This is a genomic window from Modicisalibacter muralis (assembly GCF_900102945.1).
Lineage (GTDB): Bacteria > Pseudomonadota > Gammaproteobacteria > Pseudomonadales > Halomonadaceae > Modicisalibacter > Modicisalibacter muralis.
Window position 1 is genome coordinate 29,148 of sequence record NZ_FNGI01000006.1, and the last position, 19,368, is coordinate 48,515.

Genomic DNA, 19,368 nt, shown 5'->3' on the forward strand with positions numbered 1-19,368 from the left:
AGCGAAAATAAGGCTAGGCATCTTCTTTCAGGCTCTTGCAAACGAGTCCGGCAAACTGCATGAAGAATGCCCCCAACACCGCCAACATGCCGCCAAGTACGATGCCCAGTGCCAGAATCAGGGTTCGGCTGGTTCCGGTCGGATTCAGGCTCTGTACCGCCGTTTGCGAAATCTCGCCTTCACGGAGTTCGACCAGGCTGGCTTCCAACCCGGCAATACGCCCCATGACGCCAGCCACGACTTCGGCCGCCCCCATACTATCGGATTGCTTGGCGGCATCCAGCGTCGCTTTCGCGCTTTGCAACTGGCGTTCCAGGGCTTCCTTGCGACGTTTCACCATGGCCTGCTGGCTTTCTTTCAGGCGGGCTAGCACGCCTTCATGGAGCTGAGTCACGGCTTCGACATGGGTTTCGGCAGCCTGCGAGGTCAGCGAGACCAACAACGTTTCCTCGGGGTTCTCGATCTCGATACTGAAAGGCAGGTTTTGCAGTCCGAGGCTATCCAGTAGTTCACGCGTCTCGGGGCCGACATACAGGCTCTGCGCTTTAGCGACCAGCGCTTCAGGGGACTCCAGAGCATCATAGGGGCCCTGTTCGGCTACGCCATATAGAGAGGTATAACTATACGTACGCGGCTGCAGCAAAGCATAAGCCAAGGCGGCAAGCACCACGACGATGAAAATGACTGCCATGGTTTTCCAGCGTTTGATCAGGATCTTGGCGAGGTCGACCAGTGAGATTTCGTCATCGTAATGCGTTTGCTGCGGTGAAGATTCATTCATGAATGACCGATCCGTGGTTGTTTGTTCGCATGGCTCTGCACTGTCCAAGCTCAAGCTGTAGGCACGCTACCGCCCGAGGATTGTTCCGGGCATCTTCCCAAGGCCCTGTGGTCGTGATGGCCCACCACACGAAAGGTTCCAATGGGAGGAGTGCTCAAGCAAGAAAGGACACGGAACCGCAGGCCCCGGCTCGTTACGGCTACTGTCCCTAGCACATCCGTCCATACCCTTTGGCGTGGTGGCCTTTTTTACTGCTACCTACCTTATGCCAAACGCTATTCTAAAGAACCACTTACACTAGCTCTAGGTTTGTCGCGTATGAATTTTGTGATTCGCACGTCGCCCAGGGGCGACAGGTCGGGCACAAAACTCTGGCGTACCAACGTAACGAAATGACAGGCAAAGGCCCCCACGATGGCAAACACTAATCCCAACACGACGCCTAATGCCACTATCAGGCCGGTGTCGGTGCCTTGAGGGTATAGGCTGCGCACGGCGACCTGCTCGACTTCGCCTTTTTGCAGGGCATCGAGTTCACGCTCGATCGCAGCGGCCGTTTCTACAAGAACACCCCCTGATACATCTACGGCGCGCATGGCGTTCCGAGTATATGACAAGCGCCGCTCAAGGCTCGCACGCTTACGCTCGAATAGCGCCGCTTGCCCGTTAGCCAAGGCTTCGACTATACGGCGGTGCAATGCCTCGACGTCGCCAGCCTGAGTTGGGCTGGCCTGAGTCGTCAATGAGATTAGTAGCGTATTTTCAAGCAACTTTGTGTCTAGGCTAAACGGCAAGCTGCTCTCCCCCGTCTCGTTCAGGTAGGCACGGACCTGGGCAGGCAGAATCATGATATCCAGCTTAGCGAGCACGGCTTTTTGCATCTCAAGACCAACCAACTCGCCCTCTTCATTGAGAGCTTCAGCAATCGCATAGACGGAAGTATAGGTATAGCTTGCGGGTCGCAACACGATGAAAGCGATTGTAGCGAGCATTATCAGCAGAAAAACGGTAAGCATCACTTTCCAACGCTTGACGAGAATCACAGCAAGCTGGACCAGCGATATCTCATCGCTGGCCGAGGTATTCTGAATCGGCATCACTCATCCCTACGGTCATGTGGCGCCGCATCGATGGCGGCACCTTTTTAATCATATTTTTCATAAAAAACGCGCAGCTGAAGGCTACGCGAATCCAAGCAGTATAAGCGAAACACGATTAGGAGACTAGGCAGGCTGATAAGGGCCATAAGGGCAAGGGCTCGGCGGGCACACCACCCGACTTAACAAAAAATTTGCATTTTCTCCTAAAGCATTCTCACCAAGCGTCGATAAACAGGGTAACGGCCAACGGCGCCGTTGTGGTGAGAGAGAGGCGAACGAGCAAAATAGCCAATCCCGCCGCTGGAGCCCCCAAGACCTCAAGCAGGCATATTAAGGAAGGAAATCACCATGTCAGTGATCAATACCAACATCACCTCGCTGATCGCTCAGCAAAACCTCAACGCCTCCAAAAGCGACCTGACCACCGCCATGGAGCGCTTGTCCTCTGGCCTGCGTATCAACAGCTCTGCTGACGACGCAGCCGGTCAGGCCATCGCCAACCGCATGAGCAGTCAGATCACCGGTCTGTCACAGGCACAGCGTAACGCCAACGACGGTATCTCTGTCGCCCAGACCACCGAAGGCGCCCTGAACCAGGTCAACGATAACCTGCAGCGCATCCGTGAACTGACCGTTCAGGCCTCTAACGGCACCAACTCCACCGAAGACCTGAGCTCCATTCAGGACGAAATCACTGCGCGCCTCGATGAAATCGGCCGCATCTCTGAAGAGACCAGCTTTAACGGCGTTAAAGTGCTGGCTAGCGACCAGACAATCGCCATTCAGGTTGGCGCCAACGATGGTGAAACTATCGAGATCAAGCTCAGCGAGATTAACGCTGAAACCTTGGGCTTGGATAACTTCGACGTCACCAAGGGTGTTGTAAATTCCGAAGACTTTGGCGCCACTGTGAGTGACACCGACACCGCAGTATCTGCCAAATTCGATGTTGCAGACTTGGGAACAGTAACCGATACTAACGGCGCAGCCACTACCTCCGACGCAACAGAACTTTTTGAACTGAAAGATGGTAGCGGTTATGCAGCACTTGCCAGCGATGGCAATTACTATGCACTGGTAACCACTGACGCGGCCGCCCTGACTTATGACAGCACCACAGCTCTGGATGCAGACACAGTCAATACTGAAGCAGGTGCCGTTGACAGCATTCAAGCAGGCGTCACCCTGGATACCGCAACCAACCTGAGCAGTGCAGATATCACCGAGATCAACGACGCTGAGGGCAACGGCACTGGCGAATATGTACTTGATAACGGTGACGGTACCTACAACATGGTCAGCATTGCCACCGATGGCACAGCTTCATTGGGTGCGGAAGTATCCGTTGATCCGCTGGCTGCTCTCGATACCGCTCTGAGCAGTGTTGATGGCCTGCGCTCCGATCTGGGTGCCCTGCAGAACCGCTTCGATTCCGCAATCACCAACTTGGCGACTACCGAAGTCAACCTGACCGCTGCTCGCTCGCGCATTCAGGATGCCGACTACGCGACAGAGGTCTCCAACATGACCCGCAACCAGATCCTGCAGCAGGCTGGCACGTCCATCCTCGCCCAGGCTAACCAGTTGCCGCAGTCAGTACTGTCTCTGCTGGGTTAATTCTCAGTATAGCGGTGCATTAAAGGGTGGGGCGAAAGCCCTGCCCTTCTTTATTTGGCGTTTTAGTGGTACTTGATAAGGAGAGCCCGGTGAAAGCGTTGTCATTATTCGAACAGGTTGTTTCGCGTCATTTCTCAAGCAAAGTAACTGAGCTTCAAGCGTTTGGTAAAACGGGATATTCCTTCGAAGAATGGTTCAATTGGGAGCTGTACTATGCGCTAGGCGCATCGGATAGCAACTTAGCACCGAAACCGACTTACAAAGCCCATGGTTTGGATGCATCAAAGAAAACCGGCGATGTATTCTTCAGCCTAGGCGATGAGAACTTTATCATTGAAGTTGCGCTGGTTCATGATTATACGCAAGACAAGTGGCTGGAAAAAATACGACTCGACCGAGATCATCTGATGACGTTGAAGCAGGTTGATGGCATAACGCCGATCCAATTGATCGCGATGGTATCAGGTTATAATGACATTATGGCACAGGAAAGCTGGAGCACTTGGCTTGAATCACTAACATTTTGGAATACGCCAAGGGATGTCGACATCAAGCTACGCTTACCCACCGAAGGGCAGGCCTGGATAATTGGGTGGTCATTGTAGATTTTTGACCGGCACCATCGCTATTCCCGAATAGCAATTATGAACTCCTGTGACAGTGCCGCCAATCAATGAAAATTGCCGATTATCAATGCATCATCGATGAGCTTGAGGTAGTGATCAGCGATACCAAAACGCTGATGGTCCGCTTCGAGGCCACCGACTTCGACGAGACCATGAGCGACGATTACCTCGCCTTGCATAAGCTCTATACCCGGATGGTCGAAGAACAGCGCCGTTACACACAAGAGATGCTGGTGGCCGAGGAGTAGCACAGTGCCCTGAAGCCAGCTTCAAAACACCTAGGCACAAAACACGGAAGATTCCAGCAAGCACTAATCAACTTCAACAACGTTCGCAATATCGCTCAAAAGACGATTGCATTGAACTCATTGCTAAAATCGTCACTGGCTGGTGTCAATGTCAAGGTTTGCTCACACATTGTCAGTAATCGCTTCGCAGTGCCATAAAGCATGCCGCTGAGTTGGTGTAGCGTATTGAAGTGCTCGGCGATTTCATCATAGTCGGTTTCGTAATCATGAGCGGCAAGGTTGCGCGCGGCTCGACTGCGCTGCCAGTCAGCCGTCGATTCGATAACTCCACTTTTCTCGAAAAAAGCCAGAACTTTGAGAAAGCTATCACTGGGCTCGCTCATAAGCATGCTACTGTGCCTCATAGCAGCCGCCAGGGAATCCTGTAATTTGGCGAAGCGCTCGTTGATGGCCGCCAGCGTTTCATAGAGTTCAACGTCTTTTTTGTGCTGCGATAGGTAACTTCCTGCCAGCGGCCAGTCTATTTTGCGTTCCGATTGATGCAGAAAATAAACACAGCGCTGGATGGCTTCAAGCAGGTTGGCCAAGTAGCGGCGCTCAGCATCTAATATATCCTGGCTCATGCGGCTTGCCCGAGTTTTACCGCCTGGGCCAGCGCAATTGCTTGAAAAGCGCTAGGCTCACTGCCCTGCCGATATAGCAGAACGTCAACCGGCATCTGTAACGCTGCCTCCAGCATCATCTTGAGTTCTGCGCGTTGCAGCGTACCAATTCGTTCAGGGACTTCAATCAGTAGATCCAAATCGCCACCCTTGCGCTCATCATTCAGGCGTGAACCATAAATCGAGACGCATGAACCTTTCCCAAGTTGCTGCTGGGTAATGTCAAGAATAGTCGTGATCTGGTCTGTACTGAGGCGCATAAACAGTCACCGAGCTAGCAATTTCCGACTTTGGCGCAATACGTTTTACCACCAGAGTTTAGCGTAAACTCAAGCAATGCGCCCGAGTTCGAGTAGCGTGCGCAGCAGTGTGTCGACGCTGGCGTCGCTCTGGCTGTAGTCGCTCATCAGCGTGCGCAGGCGTTGCTCGAATTCCTTGCGTTCATCGCGCTGCTGGCGCTGGTTGTCGCCTTCGATCCCGCGCAGGGCTTCGGCGAAAGCGTCGTCGAGTTCACGGAACTTACGAAATTTCTCTCGTTCGTCCATTTGAGGTGGCTTGCGGGAGTTTGAGTTTTTCATGAAACAAGTAATAACGTCATAAGTTGTGTCAATCGTGGTGAACAGTGAAGCATAGCGTGGAATAAGTAATTCTCACGGCGAACGGCGATGCATGGCGCTACGGCCTCACCATGAAGATTTATCGAATACTAAGGTGCGCCAGAAAACACCTTCAAGAAAACCATTCGATTAAGACAGTCTGGGCATCCAAAGTTCCAGCGTGGTAACGGGCTCAAGCCAATCGAACGCTGCCTGGATATCATAGCATGGGCCAGGTCGATGAAAAGACCCGACACTATTGTGCCGCAAATATGCCGCACGTGTCATTTTTTTGTATCGGATCGGCGATGTCCGATCGTCAATCCATGTTTGCGCAGTTTACGAACCACGCTGGGCTGACTGATGCCCAGGTGCCTGGCAATGGCATAGGTGCTTCGCTGGTAATCGCAGAGTTCCGCCAGGATAGCTCGTTCGTGCGCGTCGAGGGCCTGCTTGAGCGTTTGGCCTTCGCCCGGTGTAAAGGTAGCGAGGGAAGTATCGCGCACTGCCGATGGTGTCTCGATAACCGCCGCCCCAGCACCGCCGGGGGCGCCAATGACATTATCCGGCGCCGATAACCAGGCCCGCTCCATCCAGTTTTCCAGTTCGCGCACGTTACCCAGCCAGTCGCCACGCATCAATTCGGGCCAGGCGTTGGGGTGCAACACCTTGGACTGCCCGTAGCGCCGGTTGAGCCGCTCGAGTTGGCGTTCCGCAAGCCCGGGAATGTCCTCGCGGCGTTCCCTGAGCGGTGGCAACGTCAATGGAATCACGTTCAGTCGGTAATAGAGATCGAGGCGAAAATCGCCGCTTTCGACCCGCGCGGCGAGATCCTGGTTGGTGGCCACAATCAGGCGAAAATCGACCCGCCGCGCTTGGGTATCGCCCAACCGGGTGACCTGGCCATCCTGAATCACCTTGAGCAGCTTGGTTTGTGTGGCCAATGGCAATTCACCGATTTCGTCGAGAAACAGTGTGCCTCCGGCGGCCAACTCCAGCATGCCCGCTTTACCTTGTCGAGCCGCACCGCTGAACGCGCCGGGCTGGTAGCCGAACATTTCGGATTCGAACAACGCATCGGGAATCGCGGCACAGTTAACGTCGATGAATGGCCCTTGGTGGCGCTTGCTCCAGCGATGCAACTGGCGGGCGAAGGCGGTTTTGCCGACACCCGACTCGCCGAGCATCAGCACGGTGGCATCGGTGGGCGCGACGCGCTTGATGAGCAGCGCCACTTCGCGCATCACCTCACTACGCACTTCCAGGCTATCGAGCTCCAGTTCGTCGCCCAATGGAACCGAGCCGCCACGCTTGAGATGCTCGCTGAAACGCTGCTGCAGCAGCGCGTATTCGTCTTGCAACAGTTGCAAGTCGGTCAGGTCCATGGAGCGCGAAACGATGCGCGTAAGCTTGCCATCGATGAATACCGGATACGCCTCGGCAAGCACCCGCCGCCCGGTGTTGGTGTGTTGCATGACTTGCGCCGGCTGCCCGGTGCGAATCACCTCCATGGTCACCGAGGGTGAAAGCACGCCGCGCTCGACGAGATTCTGCACGGTTGTCCGGCACAATTCTTCCCGGCTCAGCCCATAAACGGCCGCACTCCCCGGACTGACATCGAGGATGCGTCCGCTCGCCTCGACGATGAAGAAGTGATCGTGGGCGGTGTCGATGATGGTCTTGAGTACCGCGCTATCGATATCGCTCATGGCTCTCGATGCCGACTCACAGTGCCCGAGCCTCTTTCAGCACCCGTTCACGAAAGGAGTCCGGTAGCGCATTCGGGGTAAGCACATCGACTTTCACGCCCATGAGCTTACTTAGCTCGACTCGAATCGCCCCGATATCCATTAGAGACGTTTCCTGGGTCGGATCGACCAGCAAGTCCAGGTCGCTACCTTCTTGGTCGGTACCGTCCAACACCGAGCCAAAAACCCGCACGTTACGGACATGATGATTCGTAGCGATTGTTGAAATGGTATCGCGGTGGATGGCGAGGGCTTGAGAAGGCCTCATGGAAAACTCCTGCTTACAGTCGCTATGTCAATGAGAAATACCACAGAATCCAGGCATTATCCATTCCATCGATACAAAGATGAATCAATAATACATTTTTGCATCAAAAATAAACCAAGAGCAATCCAATTGTGAATCGCCAGGCTCTTAACTGATTGAAAATAAATGCCTGAATAACTGGCACGCATCCTGCAATGCTTATGTCGAAAACAACTCGTCAACGAGCGTCAGGAGACGACATGAGCGACAAGCCGACCTTCAACCAGCCACTCGGTGGTAATGAGATGCCCCGCTTCGGCGGCCCGGCGACAATGATGCGCCTACCCACGCAGGAGAGCGCCCAAGGGCTGGATGCCGCCTTCATTGGCGTCCCCTTCGATATCGGTACATCCAACCGCCCCGGCGCGCGATTGGCGCCACGTCAGATTCGTGACGAGTCGCGCATGCTGCGCCCTTACAACATGGCGACCCGCGCCGCGCCTTTCGACAGCATCCAGGTGGCGGATATCGGCGATGTGCCGATCAACACCTTCAACCTGCACAAGAGCATGGGCATTATCACGGCGTTCTACGACGAGGTACTTGCCCAGGGTACGCGCCCGCTGACACTGGGCGGCGATCACACCATCGCCCTGCCCATCCTGCGCGCCATGAAGCGCAGATACGGCAAGGTTGGGCTGATTCACGTCGATGCCCACGCCGATATCAACGAGCATATGTTCGGCGAAGCCATCGCGCATGGCACGCCTTTTCGCCGCGCCGTCGAGGAAGGCCTTCTGGATGGCGAGCGTGTGGTGCAAATCGGCCTGCGCGGCACCGGCTATGCGGCGGACGATTTCGACTGGAGCCGTGAGCAGGGGTTTCGCGTGGTGCCCGCCGAGGAATGCTGGCACAAGTCGCTGACGCCGCTGATGGAGGAAGTCCGCGCCAAGATCGGCGACGGCCCGGTGTATATCAGCTTCGACATCGACGGCATAGACCCGGCCTACGCGCCCGGCACCGGCACGGCGGAGGTCGCCGGGCTGACGGTACCGCAGGCGCTGGAAATCATTCGTGGCGCCTGGGGGCTGGATATCGTCGGCGGCGATCTGGTCGAGGTTTCCCCGCCCTACGACACTAGCGGCAATACCGCGCTGCTCGCGGCCAACCTGCTTTACGAGATGCTGTGTGTCCTTCCCGGCGTCCAGCGCCGCTAGGGCTGATAAGAGCCGCTGAACTCGGCCATGCGGTGTTAAAAATCGACTCGGGATACTCATTGACTTCAGTAAATTCCGATCCCTCATCGATTTTTGCCTAGCCTGGCCTTCGTTCATCGGCCCTTCGCAACGATAGCGTCGGAAAACGTCTTTCTTGATTGACAATAACAATGGGGTAACACCATGTCTTCACTCGATGTGGCCACCGGCCGCGACAATGCCAACGGCGGCAATCTCAACCGCCGGGGCCTGATCAAATTCCTGATTCCCTCGCTGATAGGAATCGGCATGTTCCTGGTGCCCATCTCCACGGGCGACACCATCAATATCGGCATGGGCTTTCTCGCCGATGGCCTGAAGGCGCTGCTTGGCGCGGCCCTGCCGGCGATCGCCGTGTTCGTGCTGTGTCTGTCGGTGGCGTTGACCGCGCTGGTCAAGCTAGCCCACCCAGGCTGGGCGCGCGAAGGCGTCTGGCACGAGATGTTCGATGTCGCGCCGCTGTGGTTTGGCATGCGCGCGCTGGGTGCCGCCTTCGCCCTGATGACTTACTTTCAGGTCGGCCCAACGTTCATCACCGCTGATTTCACCGGCGGGGTGATGCTCAACGATCTGGCACCGGTATTACTGACGTTTTTCTTCTTCGCCGCGCTACTACTGCCGTTTCTGGTCGATTTCGGTTTCATGGAGTTCATCGGCAGCCTGGTTCGCCGGCCGTTCCGCTGGATCTTCGGCCTGCCCGGACGCAGCGCCATCGACGCCACCGCCTCGTGGATGGGTTCAGGCACCGTGGGCGTGCTGATCACCGCCCAGCAATACGAAAAAGGCTATTACAACCATCGTGAAGCTGGAGCGATTGCCACTAACTTTTCCATCGTATCCATCGCCTTCGCACTGTTGGTTAGCTCCTTCATCGGGATCGACCACCTCTTTATCGAGTTCTATCTCACTGTCGTGGTCGCGGGCCTGATTGCCGCCGTCATCGTTCCGCGCCTGCCACCGCTGTCACGTATGCCGAATACGTATTACGAACCCGTAGGTTGCCAGATTGCCGAAGAAACCACGCAAGGCATGAGCGTGCTGCGCTTCAGCCTGCATCAAGCCGTATCGCGCGCGCAGCAAGCGCCCGGCCTACGCGAGCTCGCACGCGGCGCGATGATCAACGTGGCGGATATCTTCCTCGCCCTACTGCCGCTGGTGATTGCGATCGGCACCATCGCACTGATCCTCGCCGAGTTCACGCCGCTGTTCACCTGGCTGTCGTACCCCATGGTGCCGGTGCTCGAGTGGCTGCGCATTCCCGAGGCCCAGGCCGCCGCTCCGGCGACGCTGGTGGGCTTCGCCGACATGTTCCTGCCGGCGGTGCTGGCCAAGGACATCGACAGCGAGCTGACCCGTTTCGTGATCGCCTGCCTGTCGCTGACCCAGTTGATCTACATGTCGGAGATCGGCGCGCTGCTGCTGAAGTCGAAGATTCCGCTCAAACTGTGGGAGCTGGCGGTGATCTTCCTACTGCGCACGGCAATTACGTTGCCGATTATCGCTGTGATCGCCCATGTGTTTGTCTTTTAAGGAACGACCATGACCTGTGCCGAACTGCTGATTCGCCTGCTGCACGAGCGCCACGGCGTCGACACCGTGTTCGGGATTCCCGGCGTGCATACCGTCGAGCTGTACCGAGGCCTGGACGGCGTGGGGGTTCGTCACATCACCCCGCGCCATGAACAGGGTGCGGGTTTCATGGCCGACGGCTACGCGCGGGCCAGCGGCAGGCCCGGCGTGTGCCTGATCATCACCGGGCCGGGCATGACCAACATCGCCACGGCGATGGGTCAGGCGCTGGCCGACTCGATACCGATGCTGGTGATCTCCAGCGTCAACCGTCGCGATACCCTGGGTCGCGGTCAGGGCCGCCTGCACGAGCTGCCCAGCCAGCAGCAGACGCTGGCCGGCGTGGCGCGTTTCAGCCATACCCTGCTCGACCCCGCCGCCCTGCCCGAGGTGCTGGCCCGAGCCTTCGCAGTATTCGGCTCGGCGCGCCCCGGGCCGGTGCATATCGAGATTCCCATCGACCTGTTCGCCGCCGCGGTCGAGCCACCCGCCAACTGGCAGGCACCGCGATTGTATCGCCCGGCGCCCGATCCCGACGGGTTGGCGTTGGCGGCCGACTGGCTACGCGAGGCCCAGCGTCCGCTAGTGCTGCTGGGTGGCGGTTGCGTCGATGCCCCCGAGGCGGCACGTGCTCTGATCGAGCGCCTCGATGCGCCGTGTGCCACCACCATCAATGCCAAGGGGCTGCTGGGACGCGGTTCTTGTGACAGACACCCCCTCGACCTTGGCGCCAATACCTCGCTGCCGGCGGTGCGTGAGTTGGCGCAGGCTGCCGATGTAATTCTCGCCGTGGGCACCGAACTCGGCGAGACCGACTACGACGTGGTGTTCGATGGCGGCTTTGCATTGAATGGCCGGCTGATTCGCGTCGATATCGACCCCGAACAACTGGCGCGTAATCAATCGACGGCACTGGGGCTGGTCGGCGATGCCGGACGCACCCTAAAAATGCTGCTCGAGCATTTCCCTCAGCCGTTGTCTCGTGATGGCGTGGGACGCACCCGCGCCGTGCACGAGGCCTTGGCACTGGAATCCGATCCTGCTTTCATGCCGTTCGTGCCGCTGTTCGCTACGCTGCGCGAAGTGCTTCCCGAGGCGATTCTCGTCGGGGATTCCACCGCGCCGGTCTACGCCGGCAACCATCTGGTCTCGCAGCCGGCGCCACGGCGCTTTTTCAATGCATCCACCGGTTACGGCACGCTGGGCTACGGTCTGCCCGCCGCGTTGGGGGCCGCGCTGGCCAAGCCTGAACTGCCGGTGGTGGCACTGGTCGGCGATGGTGGCATCATGTTCACCCTGAGCGAGCTTGCCACCGCCATCGAGGAACGCCTTCCGGTGGTGATTCTGCTATGGCACAACGCCGGCTACGAGGAGATACGCCGTTATATGGATGCCCACGAGGTGCCGCGCCTGGGTGTCGATATTCAGGCGCCGGATTTCCAACGCCTCGCCGCTGGTTTCGGTTGTGCCGCCGTCAAGGTCGATACACCCGACGGCCTGGCCCAAGCGCTCGGCACACGATCGACACAGCCGTTATTGATCGAAATCGATGCCCACCACTGGCAACGTCAATTCTCTACAAGCTGAGGAACACCCATGCAACGACTCGACCAGCAATTCATCGATAACCAATGGGTACCCTCGCAGGGCTCGCGCCGCTTGCCGGTCGTCAATCCCTATACCGAAGAGGCCATTGCCGAAGTTACCGCCGGCGATAGCGCCGATGTGGAAGCCGCAGTCAACGCGGCACGCCGCGCCCTGCCGGCCTGGCGGGAGCGCAGCGGTGCCGAGCGTGGCGCTTTTCTCGATGCCTTCGCCGATGCGCTGACTGCCCGGCGCGATACGCTGATTCGCCTGTCATCGACCAACAACGGCAAGCCGCTGGCGGAGGCCGGTATCGATCTCGACGATGCCATCGCCTGCTATCGCTATTACGCCGAACAGGCCCGCGCATTGGACGCACGCCAGGGCCAACCGGTGACGCTGGACGTGGACGACATCGATGCACGTTGCTATTTCGATCCGGTCGGCGTGGTCGGGCTGATCACTCCATGGAACTTCCCGCTGGTGACCAGTGCCTGGAAGCTCGCCCCGGCGCTGGCAGCGGGCTGCACGGTAGTTTTCAAACCTTCCGAGGTCACGCCACTGCCCGAGCAGGCGCTGGCCGAAATCGCCCTCGAAATCGGCCTGCCCGCCGGCGTGTTCAATCTGGTGCATGGCGATGGTGAGGGCGTGGGGGCGCCGCTAACGGCACATCGCGGCATCGACAAGGTCTCGTTCACCGGCAGCAACCGGGTTGGCGAAGCAGTCATGCGTGCCGTAGCCGATGGTAGCCGGAACATTTCGCTGGAGCTAGGCGGTAAATCGCCGATCCTGGTGATGGAAGACGTCGATATCGAGCAGGCCGCCGACTGCGTCATGGCCGGTCTCTATTTCAATGCCGGCCAAATCTGCTCGGCCACGTCGCGGCTGTTAGTCCATGAGACTGTTGCCGATGCGCTGTATGCGGCATTGGGCGAACGTATCGACGCCCTGCAATTCGGCGATCCGCTGGCCGAATCCACTACCATGGGACCAGTGACCAGTGCCCGCCAGCGCGATGCCGTCAACGGCTACCTGGCCATCGCCGAGCAGGAGGGGTTGAACGCGATGCGTGACGGTGGTCATCGCGACCTGCCCGAGCAGGGCTTTTTTGTCGCACCAACACTGTTTCGCGACGTGCCCGCCGATAGCCGCCTGTGGCGTGAGGAAATCTTCGGCCCCGTGCTCTGTGCACGCAGCGTAGAAAGCGAAGAAGAAGCCGTCGAACTGGCCAACGACAGCGATTTCGGCCTGGCCGCCACCGTGGTCAGCGGCGACCCGCAGCGCGCCCGGCGTATCGGTCGGCAGCTACAAGCCGGCAGCGTCTGGTTCAATAGCGAGCAACTGGTACCGCCGCAAACCGCCTGGGGTGGCTTCAAGCGTAGCGGCATCGGCCGCGAACTGGGGCCTTGGGGCTTGGCTGCCTACCAGGAAGTGAAGCACCTCATCGGGCCAGCCTGACCGCACCGGAGTACGTCTCTCGGGTATACGGTCGCGTAATCGGCCATGGTTTACCCCTTTCGACCGCTTCGGCGGTCTTTTTTTGCCACAAAAAAAGCCCGACAAGAGCCGGGCATACAAGCAGGGAATATCACGACCCATACGCAGGTCAGGACATCGAGAACCATCGTAACTTACATAAACTAACAAATCATTGCCTTTTTGCGATTAATTGTTACTGATAGCTTATAAGGAATTTCATCAGCACAAATATGCCGCCACCATGCACCGTGACAGCGTGAATTGCGTCACCGGCTGCGCACGCGCTGACGCGAGTCCATGCCAGTTTCGCCCCATTAAAATACAGTGCGCCAGGATGGCATCCCACAACCGCTCACGTCGTTCATCCAGCGGTTTGCGCTTGGCATCATGCTTATCGGGGATGAGCGGAGATATAAAAAACCGGCGATGCTAAACATCGCCGGTTTTCATGGCAGAACATAATAGGCGTGCTATCAGTTCTCAGTGCGAACCAGCCAGGACTCGACAGTATCGTTGCCGTGTTCGTCTTTCCAAGCCTTGAGAGTCTTTTGATTGCCGCCGCGGGTTTCAACCACTTCGCCGGTATTGGGATTCTTGTAGATCTTCAGCTTACGCTTGCGGCGAGCGCCAGCAGGTGCAGCCTGGGATTTGCTACTGGATGACTGCGGCTTGGGATCGAGAAGTTCGATGACGTCGGAGGCGCTCTTGCTGAACTCTTTCATCAACTGTTCCAGACGCTCCTTGAAGTCGAGTTCCGACTTCAGGCGCTGGTCGCCTTCGAGCTGCTTCAGCTCCTCACTGAGTTGCTTGAGCTGTTGCTCTTTTCTCATGTATTCACTAAGCAGTGACATACTTCGCTAACCTTTCGTTAAGAATATTGGGAACGCGCGTTAATTATTAACGCTAAAATGCCTTATGCCAAGGGTATAGTCGTTTTTTTTCAATCCGACAACAAAAATAAAGACTTTAAACTCCGCCATTAAGCATAAGAGCAGCATGTTTGGAGAGTCCTCGGTTTCAGTGAAACACCAATCTGCACCGCCCTTGTCAACCTGATACCATTGCCATGGTTTACAGATCGGAGCACTCACGGATGTCCCACCCTGCACCGCATCATCGCTCTTTGTGGCACCGCTCTCTATGGCACCCTTATGCCCAAATGCAGACTCAGGCGCCCGCGCCCAAAGTCGTCGGCGGAAAAGGCGCCTGGCTGCACCTGGAAGGCAACGAGCGCCTGCTCGATGCCACCTGTTCCTGGTGGTGCATGATCCACGGCTATGGGCACCCACGCCTGGTCGCAGCACTCAAGGATCAGGCTGATCGGTTATGCCATGTGATGCTCGGCGGCTTGACCCACGACCCGGCCCAACGCCTTGCCGATGCCCTGGTGCGCATCACGCCCGAAGGGCTGAATCACGTGTTCTATTCCGATAGCGGCTCGGTGGGCATGGAAGTGGCGATGAAGATGGCCGTGCAATATCAGGTGCAACGTGGCAAACCGGGCAAACATCGCATGCTCTCGTTGATGCGCGCCTACCATGGCGATACCACGGGTTGCATGGCGGTGTGTGACCCCGAAGAAGGCATGCATTCGCTATTCAGCGGTTTTCTGCCCGAGCATCCTTTCGCCCCCGCGCCCACCGCGCCTTTCGATGCCCCGCGTGAAGCGGTCGAGGCGGATATCGCCGCGCTGCGCCGAATGTTCGAGCGCCATCATCACGAGATCGCCGCGCTGCTGATGGAGCCGTTGTTACAGGCCGCCGGCGGCCTCAACATGACCTCGCCGCACTATGTACGCGCAGCGCGAGAGCTCTGCGACGAGTTCGACGTGCTGCTGGTGTTCGATGAGGTGGCGACCGGGTTCGGCCGCACCGGCAAGCTGTTCGCCGCCGAGCATGCCGGGGTCACGCCGGACATCATGGTGCTCTCCAAGGGGCTGACCGGCGGCTATCTCGGCCACGCCGCAACGCTTGCCACCACAAGCGTCTTCGAAGCCTTTCTCAGCGACCACGCCGATCGCGCCTTCATGCACGGCCCAACCTTCATGGGCAACCCACTGGCCTGCCGAGTGGCGCTGAAAAGCTTGTCGGTATTCGAGGATGAAGACTATCTTGGCAAGATCGCCACGCTCAGCGAGATTCTTCGCCACGAGCTACTCGGCGACGAGGCGCTGGGCAGCGATCCACTTATCGCCGATGTGCGCGTGCTCGGCGCTACCGCGGTGATCGAAGTCATCGATGCCACTACGCTCGAAGGCGTGCAAGCCTTCGCACGCGAGCGCGGCGTATGGTTGCGCCCCTTCGGGCGTTGGCTATATACCATGCCGGCTTATATCACCACGCCGGGCGAAATGCGTCGGATCACCGAAGTCATGAAGGCCTGGTTTCAGCGCTGAGAGAATCCTCAAGTCAGCCATCGTTTCTTCATCAAACAGTCACCGCACTGCAACCGCCCAACGCCATGGTGGTAAGTGGGAATGGCACCGCGACAACGGGCAGTCGCTGGCCCGCCCCTCGAGACAACGGATAATGTCGTTCAGAGCACAGGGCAGGAGCACGTGAGAAAAGAGGGGGAAAGGCCAATGGCGCAGGAGGCGCCAAAGGAACGACCCACGGGTCGAGGCAGCGGGACGCTGCCCAGGGAGAGCGATTACTTACGCCACGGGGAGAGGTTCCCGTGGCGTCTTTATTTGTCGTCATGCGCTCTCGAGCCGCTCCCACACCTCGATGGCGGCGGCCAGATCCTCCAACGACGCCCCCACCGACTTGAAGACGGTGATCGCCTCGTCGCTGGAGCGCCCGGCGTGCTCGCCGCGCAGCAGCTCGGCCAATTCGGCGCGAACCTGCTCGAAACGAAACGCGCCCTCGTCGATGGCTTGATGAATGTCGCCGGCCTCGCCACGCGCGCCGGCGTAGGTATCGACGAACACCTCGCCCCGCGTCAGGCAAGCGGCGTCGCTTTCACGCATCGTGGGCCGAAAGGCGCCGACCAAATCCAAGTGGGTGCCGGGGCGCAGCCACTCGCCACGCACCAGCGGCTCGCTGGAAAGCGTCGCGCAACTGACGATATCCGCCTCGCCCACGGCGCGACCCAGGTTCTCGACCGCCGCGCAATCGAACGACTCGGCATAATCGGCCGCCAGGCGCGTCGCCTTGGCCCCGTTACGCCCCCAGATGCGCACCCGGCGGATCGGGCGAACCGCGGCGTGCGCCTCGATCAACATCGGAGCCAGCTTGCCGGTTCCCACGACCAGCAACGTCTCGGCATCTTCGCGGGCCAATTCCCACGCCGCCAGCGCCGAGGCCGCGGCCGTGCGCCGCCGGGTCAGTTCGCTGCCCTCGATGCACGCCAGCGGTTGGCCATGCTCGCCCTCGCAGAGCAGATAGACTCCCGAAATCGCCGGCAAGCCATGCTCGGCATTCTGCGGAAATACATTGACCATTTTCATGCCGATATAACCGCGCGCCTCCCAGGCTGGCATCAGCAGCATGGTGGCCTCGCCATCGTGACGGTGCATCGCGTGATGATGGCGCGGCGGTGCCTCGACGCCATCGCGGAAACAGCGCCCGATACGCTCGACCAGCGCTACCCAGGGTAGCGAATGGGCGACTTCCTCGGCTGAGACAATACGCACGATCGAATTCCTTATCGAATGAAGCCACGCATGAACGCGGCGAGGTTGTTACCCAGGCTCTCGGTGGGATAACCGCCTTCCTGGATCAGCACACAGGGCAGATCGAGCCGCGCCAGGCGATTACCGATGCGCTCGAAATCGTCGGTTTCGAGCGCCAATCCGGCCAACGGGTCGTCCTTGTGGGCGTCGAGCCCCAGCGCGATGACCAGTGCCTGCGGCTCGAACCCTTCCAGCGCGGTCAGCAGGCGTTCGAGGCCATCCAGGAAACGCAGGCCGTCGCTGCCCAGCGCCAACGGCACGTTGACGTTGGCGCCCTGCCCGGCGCCTACGCCGGTCTCGCCCGCGCCACCCCAGAAAAACGGATAGAAATCGGCGGGATCGACGTGCAGCGAGCCGGTCCAGACGTCGCCTCGCGCATAGAAAATATCCTGGGTGCCGTTGCCGTGGTGCAGATCGACATCGACGATGGCGACCCGCGCGAAGCGCTCGCGCAATACGCTGGCGGCCAGCGCCGAGTTGTTGAGAAAACAAAAACCGCCGGCCCGCTCCGGCCCGGCATGGTGGCCTGGCGGCCGACACAGCGCATAGGTCGAGGATTCACCCTGGATGACCGCCTCGGCGGCGGCTTCGGCACTCGCCGCACTTGCCAGAATACCGGCGAAGCTATCGGCGCCGATCGGGCAGGCCATGTCGTGCAGGTGCCAACCGGCCTGGCCGATGGGATGACGCGGATAATGATGCCCGCCGCCGGTGGGGTGCACGTTGGGTGCGACCAGCTCGGCGGCGCCGGGCATCGCCTGCCAGCGCGCATGGATGGTTTCGAGAAACGCCAGGTAGCGCGGCGTATGGATGCGCGCCAGGCGTTCTCGCAGCACGGGGCTGTCGCTCGACTCCGGCGCCTCGAGGTGCAAGCCCATAGCGCCTAGTGCCGCGCCAAGACGCTCGGCGCGCTCCGGGCGTTCCGGCGACGGCGCCGGGGCGCCGCGCAGCAGGAAACTAGTCGGCGCATGACGCGCCTGATCGGGATGATAGAACAGTCTCATGATGCCCCCTTGCCTACGGCCGCATCTTCGGGCGGCAGCCTGGTCGCATCCTCGGGTGACAATCTGGCCGCATCGTTGGGCGCTAATGCAGTGACATCGCCGGGCGGCAGTAGAATCACATCGTCGGCCGGCATCCACACCCGCACCCAGGTGCCGGCCTGCAACGGTTGATGATGTACGCCATGAATCAGCTCCAGCGTCTCGCCCTGCTCCGGGCGAATGATGTAGCGCGCCGACATGCCCAGGTAATCCACCGTCTCGATGCGTGCCTGAAGCGCATTGCCCACCTCGCCGTCGACGGACGAGACGTCCAACTGGAAGTGCTCGGCGCGCACGATCACCGCCACGCTCTCACCCTGGCGCCAGGTATCCGTGGATGCGCTCAACCATTCGCGGCCACCGGCGTCGACCCGCCATGCACCCGGCTCACCGCCGACCACGCGGCCGCCCATGACGTTGGCATTGCCGAGAAAATTGGCACAGAACCGCGATGTCGGACGGTTGTAGACGACCTGCGGCGTATCGAGTTGCTCGACGCGCCCGTTACTCATCACCGCGATGCGGTCCGACATCGCCAGCGCCTCGGACTGATCGTGGGTGATGAACAGCGTGGTGATGGCGGTTTCGCGCTGGATGCGCTTCAGCTCCAGGCGCATGTCTTCGCGCAGGTTGGCGTCCAGCGCCGAAAGTGGCTCGTCGAGCAGCAACAGGTCGGGGTTGATGACGATCGCTCGCGCCAGCGCCACGCGCTGTTGCTGGCCACCCGACAGCGCCGCCGGGTAGCGCTCCTCCATCGCCTCGAGTTGCACCAGGCGCAGCGCCTCGCGCACCCGCGTGCGAATCTCGTCCTTACTGCATTTGCGATAACGCAGCCCAAAGGCCACGTTGTCATACACGCTGCGGTGCGGAAACAGCGCGTAATTCTGAAACACGATGCCCAGGTTGCGCTTGTGAATCGGCACGTCGTTGACGCGCCGCCCCTTGATCAGGATATCGCCGGCGCTGGGGCTCTCCAGCCCGGCGATCATGCGCAGCGTGGTGGTCTTGCCGCAACCGGAAGGCCCCAGAAAGGTCAGGAACTCACCGGACTGCACGGCCATGTCGATGGTTTCCACCGCCACCACGTCGCCATAGCGCTTGTGTATGCCGCGCAGTTCGACCGCCGCTTCGCTCATTGC

19 protein-coding genes are annotated in these 19,368 nt (G+C 59.2%); 8 read left to right on the forward strand and 11 right to left on the reverse strand.

Going from position 1 to position 19,368, the window contains the following annotated elements:
- Nucleotides 1-13 precede the first annotated feature (13 nt).
- Entirely contained in the window at nucleotides 14-781 is a 768-nt protein-coding gene (locus tag BLR92_RS11275) for a Wzz/FepE/Etk N-terminal domain-containing protein (protein WP_089728587.1), read from the reverse strand.
- Nucleotides 782-1,056: 275 nt separating this feature from the next.
- Nucleotides 1,057-1,878 (reverse strand): hypothetical protein, encoded by an 822-nt coding sequence (locus BLR92_RS11280; RefSeq protein WP_089728589.1) that lies wholly within the window; start codon nucleotides 1,876-1,878, stop codon nucleotides 1,057-1,059.
- Between the two features lie 351 nt (nucleotides 1,879-2,229).
- On the opposite strand from BLR92_RS11280, the gene BLR92_RS11285 reads away from it, so the two are divergent.
- From BLR92_RS11285 to BLR92_RS11295, 3 genes are all read left to right on the forward strand, one after another.
- A complete protein-coding gene (locus BLR92_RS11285) occupies nucleotides 2,230-3,498 on the forward strand; it encodes a FliC/FljB family flagellin (protein ID WP_089728591.1) in 1,269 nt (422 codons plus the stop codon).
- A gap of 89 nt (nucleotides 3,499-3,587) precedes the next feature.
- On the forward strand, nucleotides 3,588-4,103 hold the full coding sequence (locus BLR92_RS11290) for a hypothetical protein (protein WP_089728593.1): 516 nt from the start codon (nucleotides 3,588-3,590) through the stop codon (nucleotides 4,101-4,103).
- Nucleotides 4,104-4,171: 68 nt separating this feature from the next.
- Nucleotides 4,172-4,372 carry a hypothetical protein gene (locus tag BLR92_RS11295; RefSeq protein WP_089728595.1) on the forward strand — a complete coding sequence of 67 codons (201 nt, stop codon included), beginning with the start codon at nucleotides 4,172-4,174 and terminating at the stop codon, nucleotides 4,370-4,372.
- Between the two features lie 95 nt (nucleotides 4,373-4,467).
- Here the strand turns inward: BLR92_RS11295 and BLR92_RS11300 are convergent, their stop codons facing one another.
- The 5 genes from BLR92_RS11300 to BLR92_RS11320 form a co-directional block, all read right to left on the reverse strand.
- Complete coding sequence (locus BLR92_RS11300) at nucleotides 4,468-4,995, reverse strand: hypothetical protein (RefSeq protein ID WP_089728597.1); 528 nt, start codon at nucleotides 4,993-4,995, stop codon at nucleotides 4,468-4,470.
- The gene (locus tag BLR92_RS11305) at nucleotides 4,992-5,294 is read right to left on the reverse strand and encodes a nucleotidyltransferase family protein (RefSeq protein WP_089728599.1); all 303 of its coding nucleotides are present in this window, start codon (nucleotides 5,292-5,294) and stop codon (nucleotides 4,992-4,994) included. The genes BLR92_RS11300 and BLR92_RS11305 overlap by 4 nt, the downstream gene beginning before the upstream one ends.
- A gap of 69 nt (nucleotides 5,295-5,363) precedes the next feature.
- Nucleotides 5,364-5,579 (reverse strand): hypothetical protein, encoded by a 216-nt coding sequence (locus tag BLR92_RS11310; protein WP_089728601.1) that lies wholly within the window; start codon nucleotides 5,577-5,579, stop codon nucleotides 5,364-5,366.
- Nucleotides 5,580-5,914: 335 nt separating this feature from the next.
- A complete protein-coding gene (locus BLR92_RS11315; protein ID WP_089728603.1) occupies nucleotides 5,915-7,339 on the reverse strand; it encodes a sigma-54 interaction domain-containing protein in 1,425 nt (474 codons plus the stop codon).
- A 16-nt stretch (nucleotides 7,340-7,355) separates the two neighbouring features.
- Complete coding sequence (locus BLR92_RS11320; RefSeq protein WP_089728605.1) at nucleotides 7,356-7,646, reverse strand: nucleotidyltransferase family protein; 291 nt, start codon at nucleotides 7,644-7,646, stop codon at nucleotides 7,356-7,358.
- A 239-nt stretch (nucleotides 7,647-7,885) separates the two neighbouring features.
- Between BLR92_RS11320 and speB the strand changes: the two genes are divergently transcribed.
- The 4 genes from speB to BLR92_RS11340 all read left to right on the forward strand — a co-directional run bounded on the left by speB (nucleotide 7,886) and on the right by BLR92_RS11340 (nucleotide 13,492).
- Nucleotides 7,886-8,842 (forward strand): agmatinase, encoded by a 957-nt coding sequence (gene speB, locus BLR92_RS11325; RefSeq protein ID WP_089728607.1) that lies wholly within the window; start codon nucleotides 7,886-7,888, stop codon nucleotides 8,840-8,842.
- Between the two features lie 183 nt (nucleotides 8,843-9,025).
- On the forward strand, nucleotides 9,026-10,411 hold the full coding sequence (locus BLR92_RS11330) for a YjiH family protein (protein WP_089728610.1): 1,386 nt from the start codon (nucleotides 9,026-9,028) through the stop codon (nucleotides 10,409-10,411).
- A 9-nt stretch (nucleotides 10,412-10,420) separates the two neighbouring features.
- Nucleotides 10,421-12,037 carry a 5-guanidino-2-oxopentanoate decarboxylase gene (locus BLR92_RS11335; RefSeq protein ID WP_089728613.1) on the forward strand — a complete coding sequence of 539 codons (1,617 nt, stop codon included), beginning with the start codon at nucleotides 10,421-10,423 and terminating at the stop codon, nucleotides 12,035-12,037.
- 9 nt (nucleotides 12,038-12,046) lie between these two features.
- The gene (locus BLR92_RS11340; RefSeq protein WP_089728615.1) at nucleotides 12,047-13,492 is read left to right on the forward strand and encodes an aldehyde dehydrogenase family protein; all 1,446 of its coding nucleotides are present in this window, start codon (nucleotides 12,047-12,049) and stop codon (nucleotides 13,490-13,492) included.
- 494 nt (nucleotides 13,493-13,986) lie between these two features.
- Here the strand turns inward: BLR92_RS11340 and BLR92_RS11345 are convergent, their stop codons facing one another.
- A complete protein-coding gene (locus tag BLR92_RS11345; RefSeq protein ID WP_089728618.1) occupies nucleotides 13,987-14,364 on the reverse strand; it encodes a histone-like nucleoid-structuring protein, MvaT/MvaU family in 378 nt (125 codons plus the stop codon).
- A gap of 242 nt (nucleotides 14,365-14,606) precedes the next feature.
- Here BLR92_RS11345 and bioA point away from each other — a divergent pair, with 242 nt between their 5' ends.
- Nucleotides 14,607-15,908, forward strand: a complete 1,302-nt coding sequence (bioA, locus tag BLR92_RS11350; RefSeq protein ID WP_089728620.1) for an adenosylmethionine--8-amino-7-oxononanoate transaminase — start codon at nucleotides 14,607-14,609, stop codon at nucleotides 15,906-15,908.
- 300 nt (nucleotides 15,909-16,208) lie between these two features.
- Here bioA and BLR92_RS11355 read toward each other — a convergent pair whose 3' ends face one another.
- From BLR92_RS11355 to BLR92_RS11365, 3 genes are read right to left on the reverse strand one after another with little or no spacing between them, the layout of a single operon-like run.
- Nucleotides 16,209-17,147 carry a bifunctional Delta(1)-pyrroline-2-carboxylate/Delta(1)-piperideine-2-carboxylate reductase gene (locus BLR92_RS11355; RefSeq protein ID WP_089728622.1) on the reverse strand — a complete coding sequence of 313 codons (939 nt, stop codon included), beginning with the start codon at nucleotides 17,145-17,147 and terminating at the stop codon, nucleotides 16,209-16,211.
- Nucleotides 17,148-17,158: 11 nt separating this feature from the next.
- Nucleotides 17,159-18,190, reverse strand: coding sequence for a histone deacetylase family protein (locus BLR92_RS11360; protein WP_089728624.1), 1,032 nt, complete (start codon nucleotides 18,188-18,190; stop codon nucleotides 17,159-17,161).
- On the reverse strand, nucleotides 18,187-19,365 hold the full coding sequence (locus BLR92_RS11365) for an ABC transporter ATP-binding protein (protein ID WP_089728626.1): 1,179 nt from the start codon (nucleotides 19,363-19,365) through the stop codon (nucleotides 18,187-18,189). Before BLR92_RS11365 ends, BLR92_RS11360 begins: the two co-directional genes overlap by 4 nt.
- Between the last annotated feature and the right edge of the window lie 3 nt (nucleotides 19,366-19,368).

Excerpts from the sequence above, each read along its gene's own strand:
- BLR92_RS11275 (WP_089728587.1), bottom strand. The coding sequence starts at position 781 with ATGAATGAATCTTCACCGCAGCAAACGCATTACGATGACGAAATCTCA.
- BLR92_RS11280 (WP_089728589.1), bottom strand. The coding sequence starts at position 1,878 with ATGCCGATTCAGAATACCTCGGCCAGCGATGAGATATCGCTGGTCCAG.
- BLR92_RS11285 (WP_089728591.1), top strand. The coding sequence starts at position 2,230 with ATGTCAGTGATCAATACCAACATCACCTCGCTGATCGCTCAGCAAAAC.
- BLR92_RS11295 (WP_089728595.1), top strand. The coding sequence starts at position 4,172 with ATGAAAATTGCCGATTATCAATGCATCATCGATGAGCTTGAGGTAGTG.
- BLR92_RS11300 (WP_089728597.1), bottom strand. The coding sequence starts at position 4,995 with ATGAGCCAGGATATATTAGATGCTGAGCGCCGCTACTTGGCCAACCTG.
- BLR92_RS11305 (WP_089728599.1), bottom strand. The coding sequence starts at position 5,294 with ATGCGCCTCAGTACAGACCAGATCACGACTATTCTTGACATTACCCAG.
- BLR92_RS11310 (WP_089728601.1), bottom strand. The coding sequence starts at position 5,579 with ATGGACGAACGAGAGAAATTTCGTAAGTTCCGTGAACTCGACGACGCT.
- BLR92_RS11315 (WP_089728603.1), bottom strand. The coding sequence starts at position 7,339 with ATGAGCGATATCGATAGCGCGGTACTCAAGACCATCATCGACACCGCC.
- BLR92_RS11320 (WP_089728605.1), bottom strand. The coding sequence starts at position 7,646 with ATGAGGCCTTCTCAAGCCCTCGCCATCCACCGCGATACCATTTCAACA.
- speB (WP_089728607.1), top strand. The coding sequence starts at position 7,886 with ATGAGCGACAAGCCGACCTTCAACCAGCCACTCGGTGGTAATGAGATG.
- BLR92_RS11330 (WP_089728610.1), top strand. The coding sequence starts at position 9,026 with ATGTCTTCACTCGATGTGGCCACCGGCCGCGACAATGCCAACGGCGGC.
- BLR92_RS11335 (WP_089728613.1), top strand. The coding sequence starts at position 10,421 with ATGACCTGTGCCGAACTGCTGATTCGCCTGCTGCACGAGCGCCACGGC.
- BLR92_RS11340 (WP_089728615.1), top strand. The coding sequence starts at position 12,047 with ATGCAACGACTCGACCAGCAATTCATCGATAACCAATGGGTACCCTCG.
- BLR92_RS11345 (WP_089728618.1), bottom strand. The coding sequence starts at position 14,364 with ATGTCACTGCTTAGTGAATACATGAGAAAAGAGCAACAGCTCAAGCAA.
- bioA (WP_089728620.1), top strand. The coding sequence starts at position 14,607 with ATGTCCCACCCTGCACCGCATCATCGCTCTTTGTGGCACCGCTCTCTA.
- BLR92_RS11360 (WP_089728624.1), bottom strand. The coding sequence starts at position 18,190 with ATGAGACTGTTCTATCATCCCGATCAGGCGCGTCATGCGCCGACTAGT.
- BLR92_RS11365 (WP_089728626.1), bottom strand. The coding sequence starts at position 19,365 with ATGAGCGAAGCGGCGGTCGAACTGCGCGGCATACACAAGCGCTATGGC.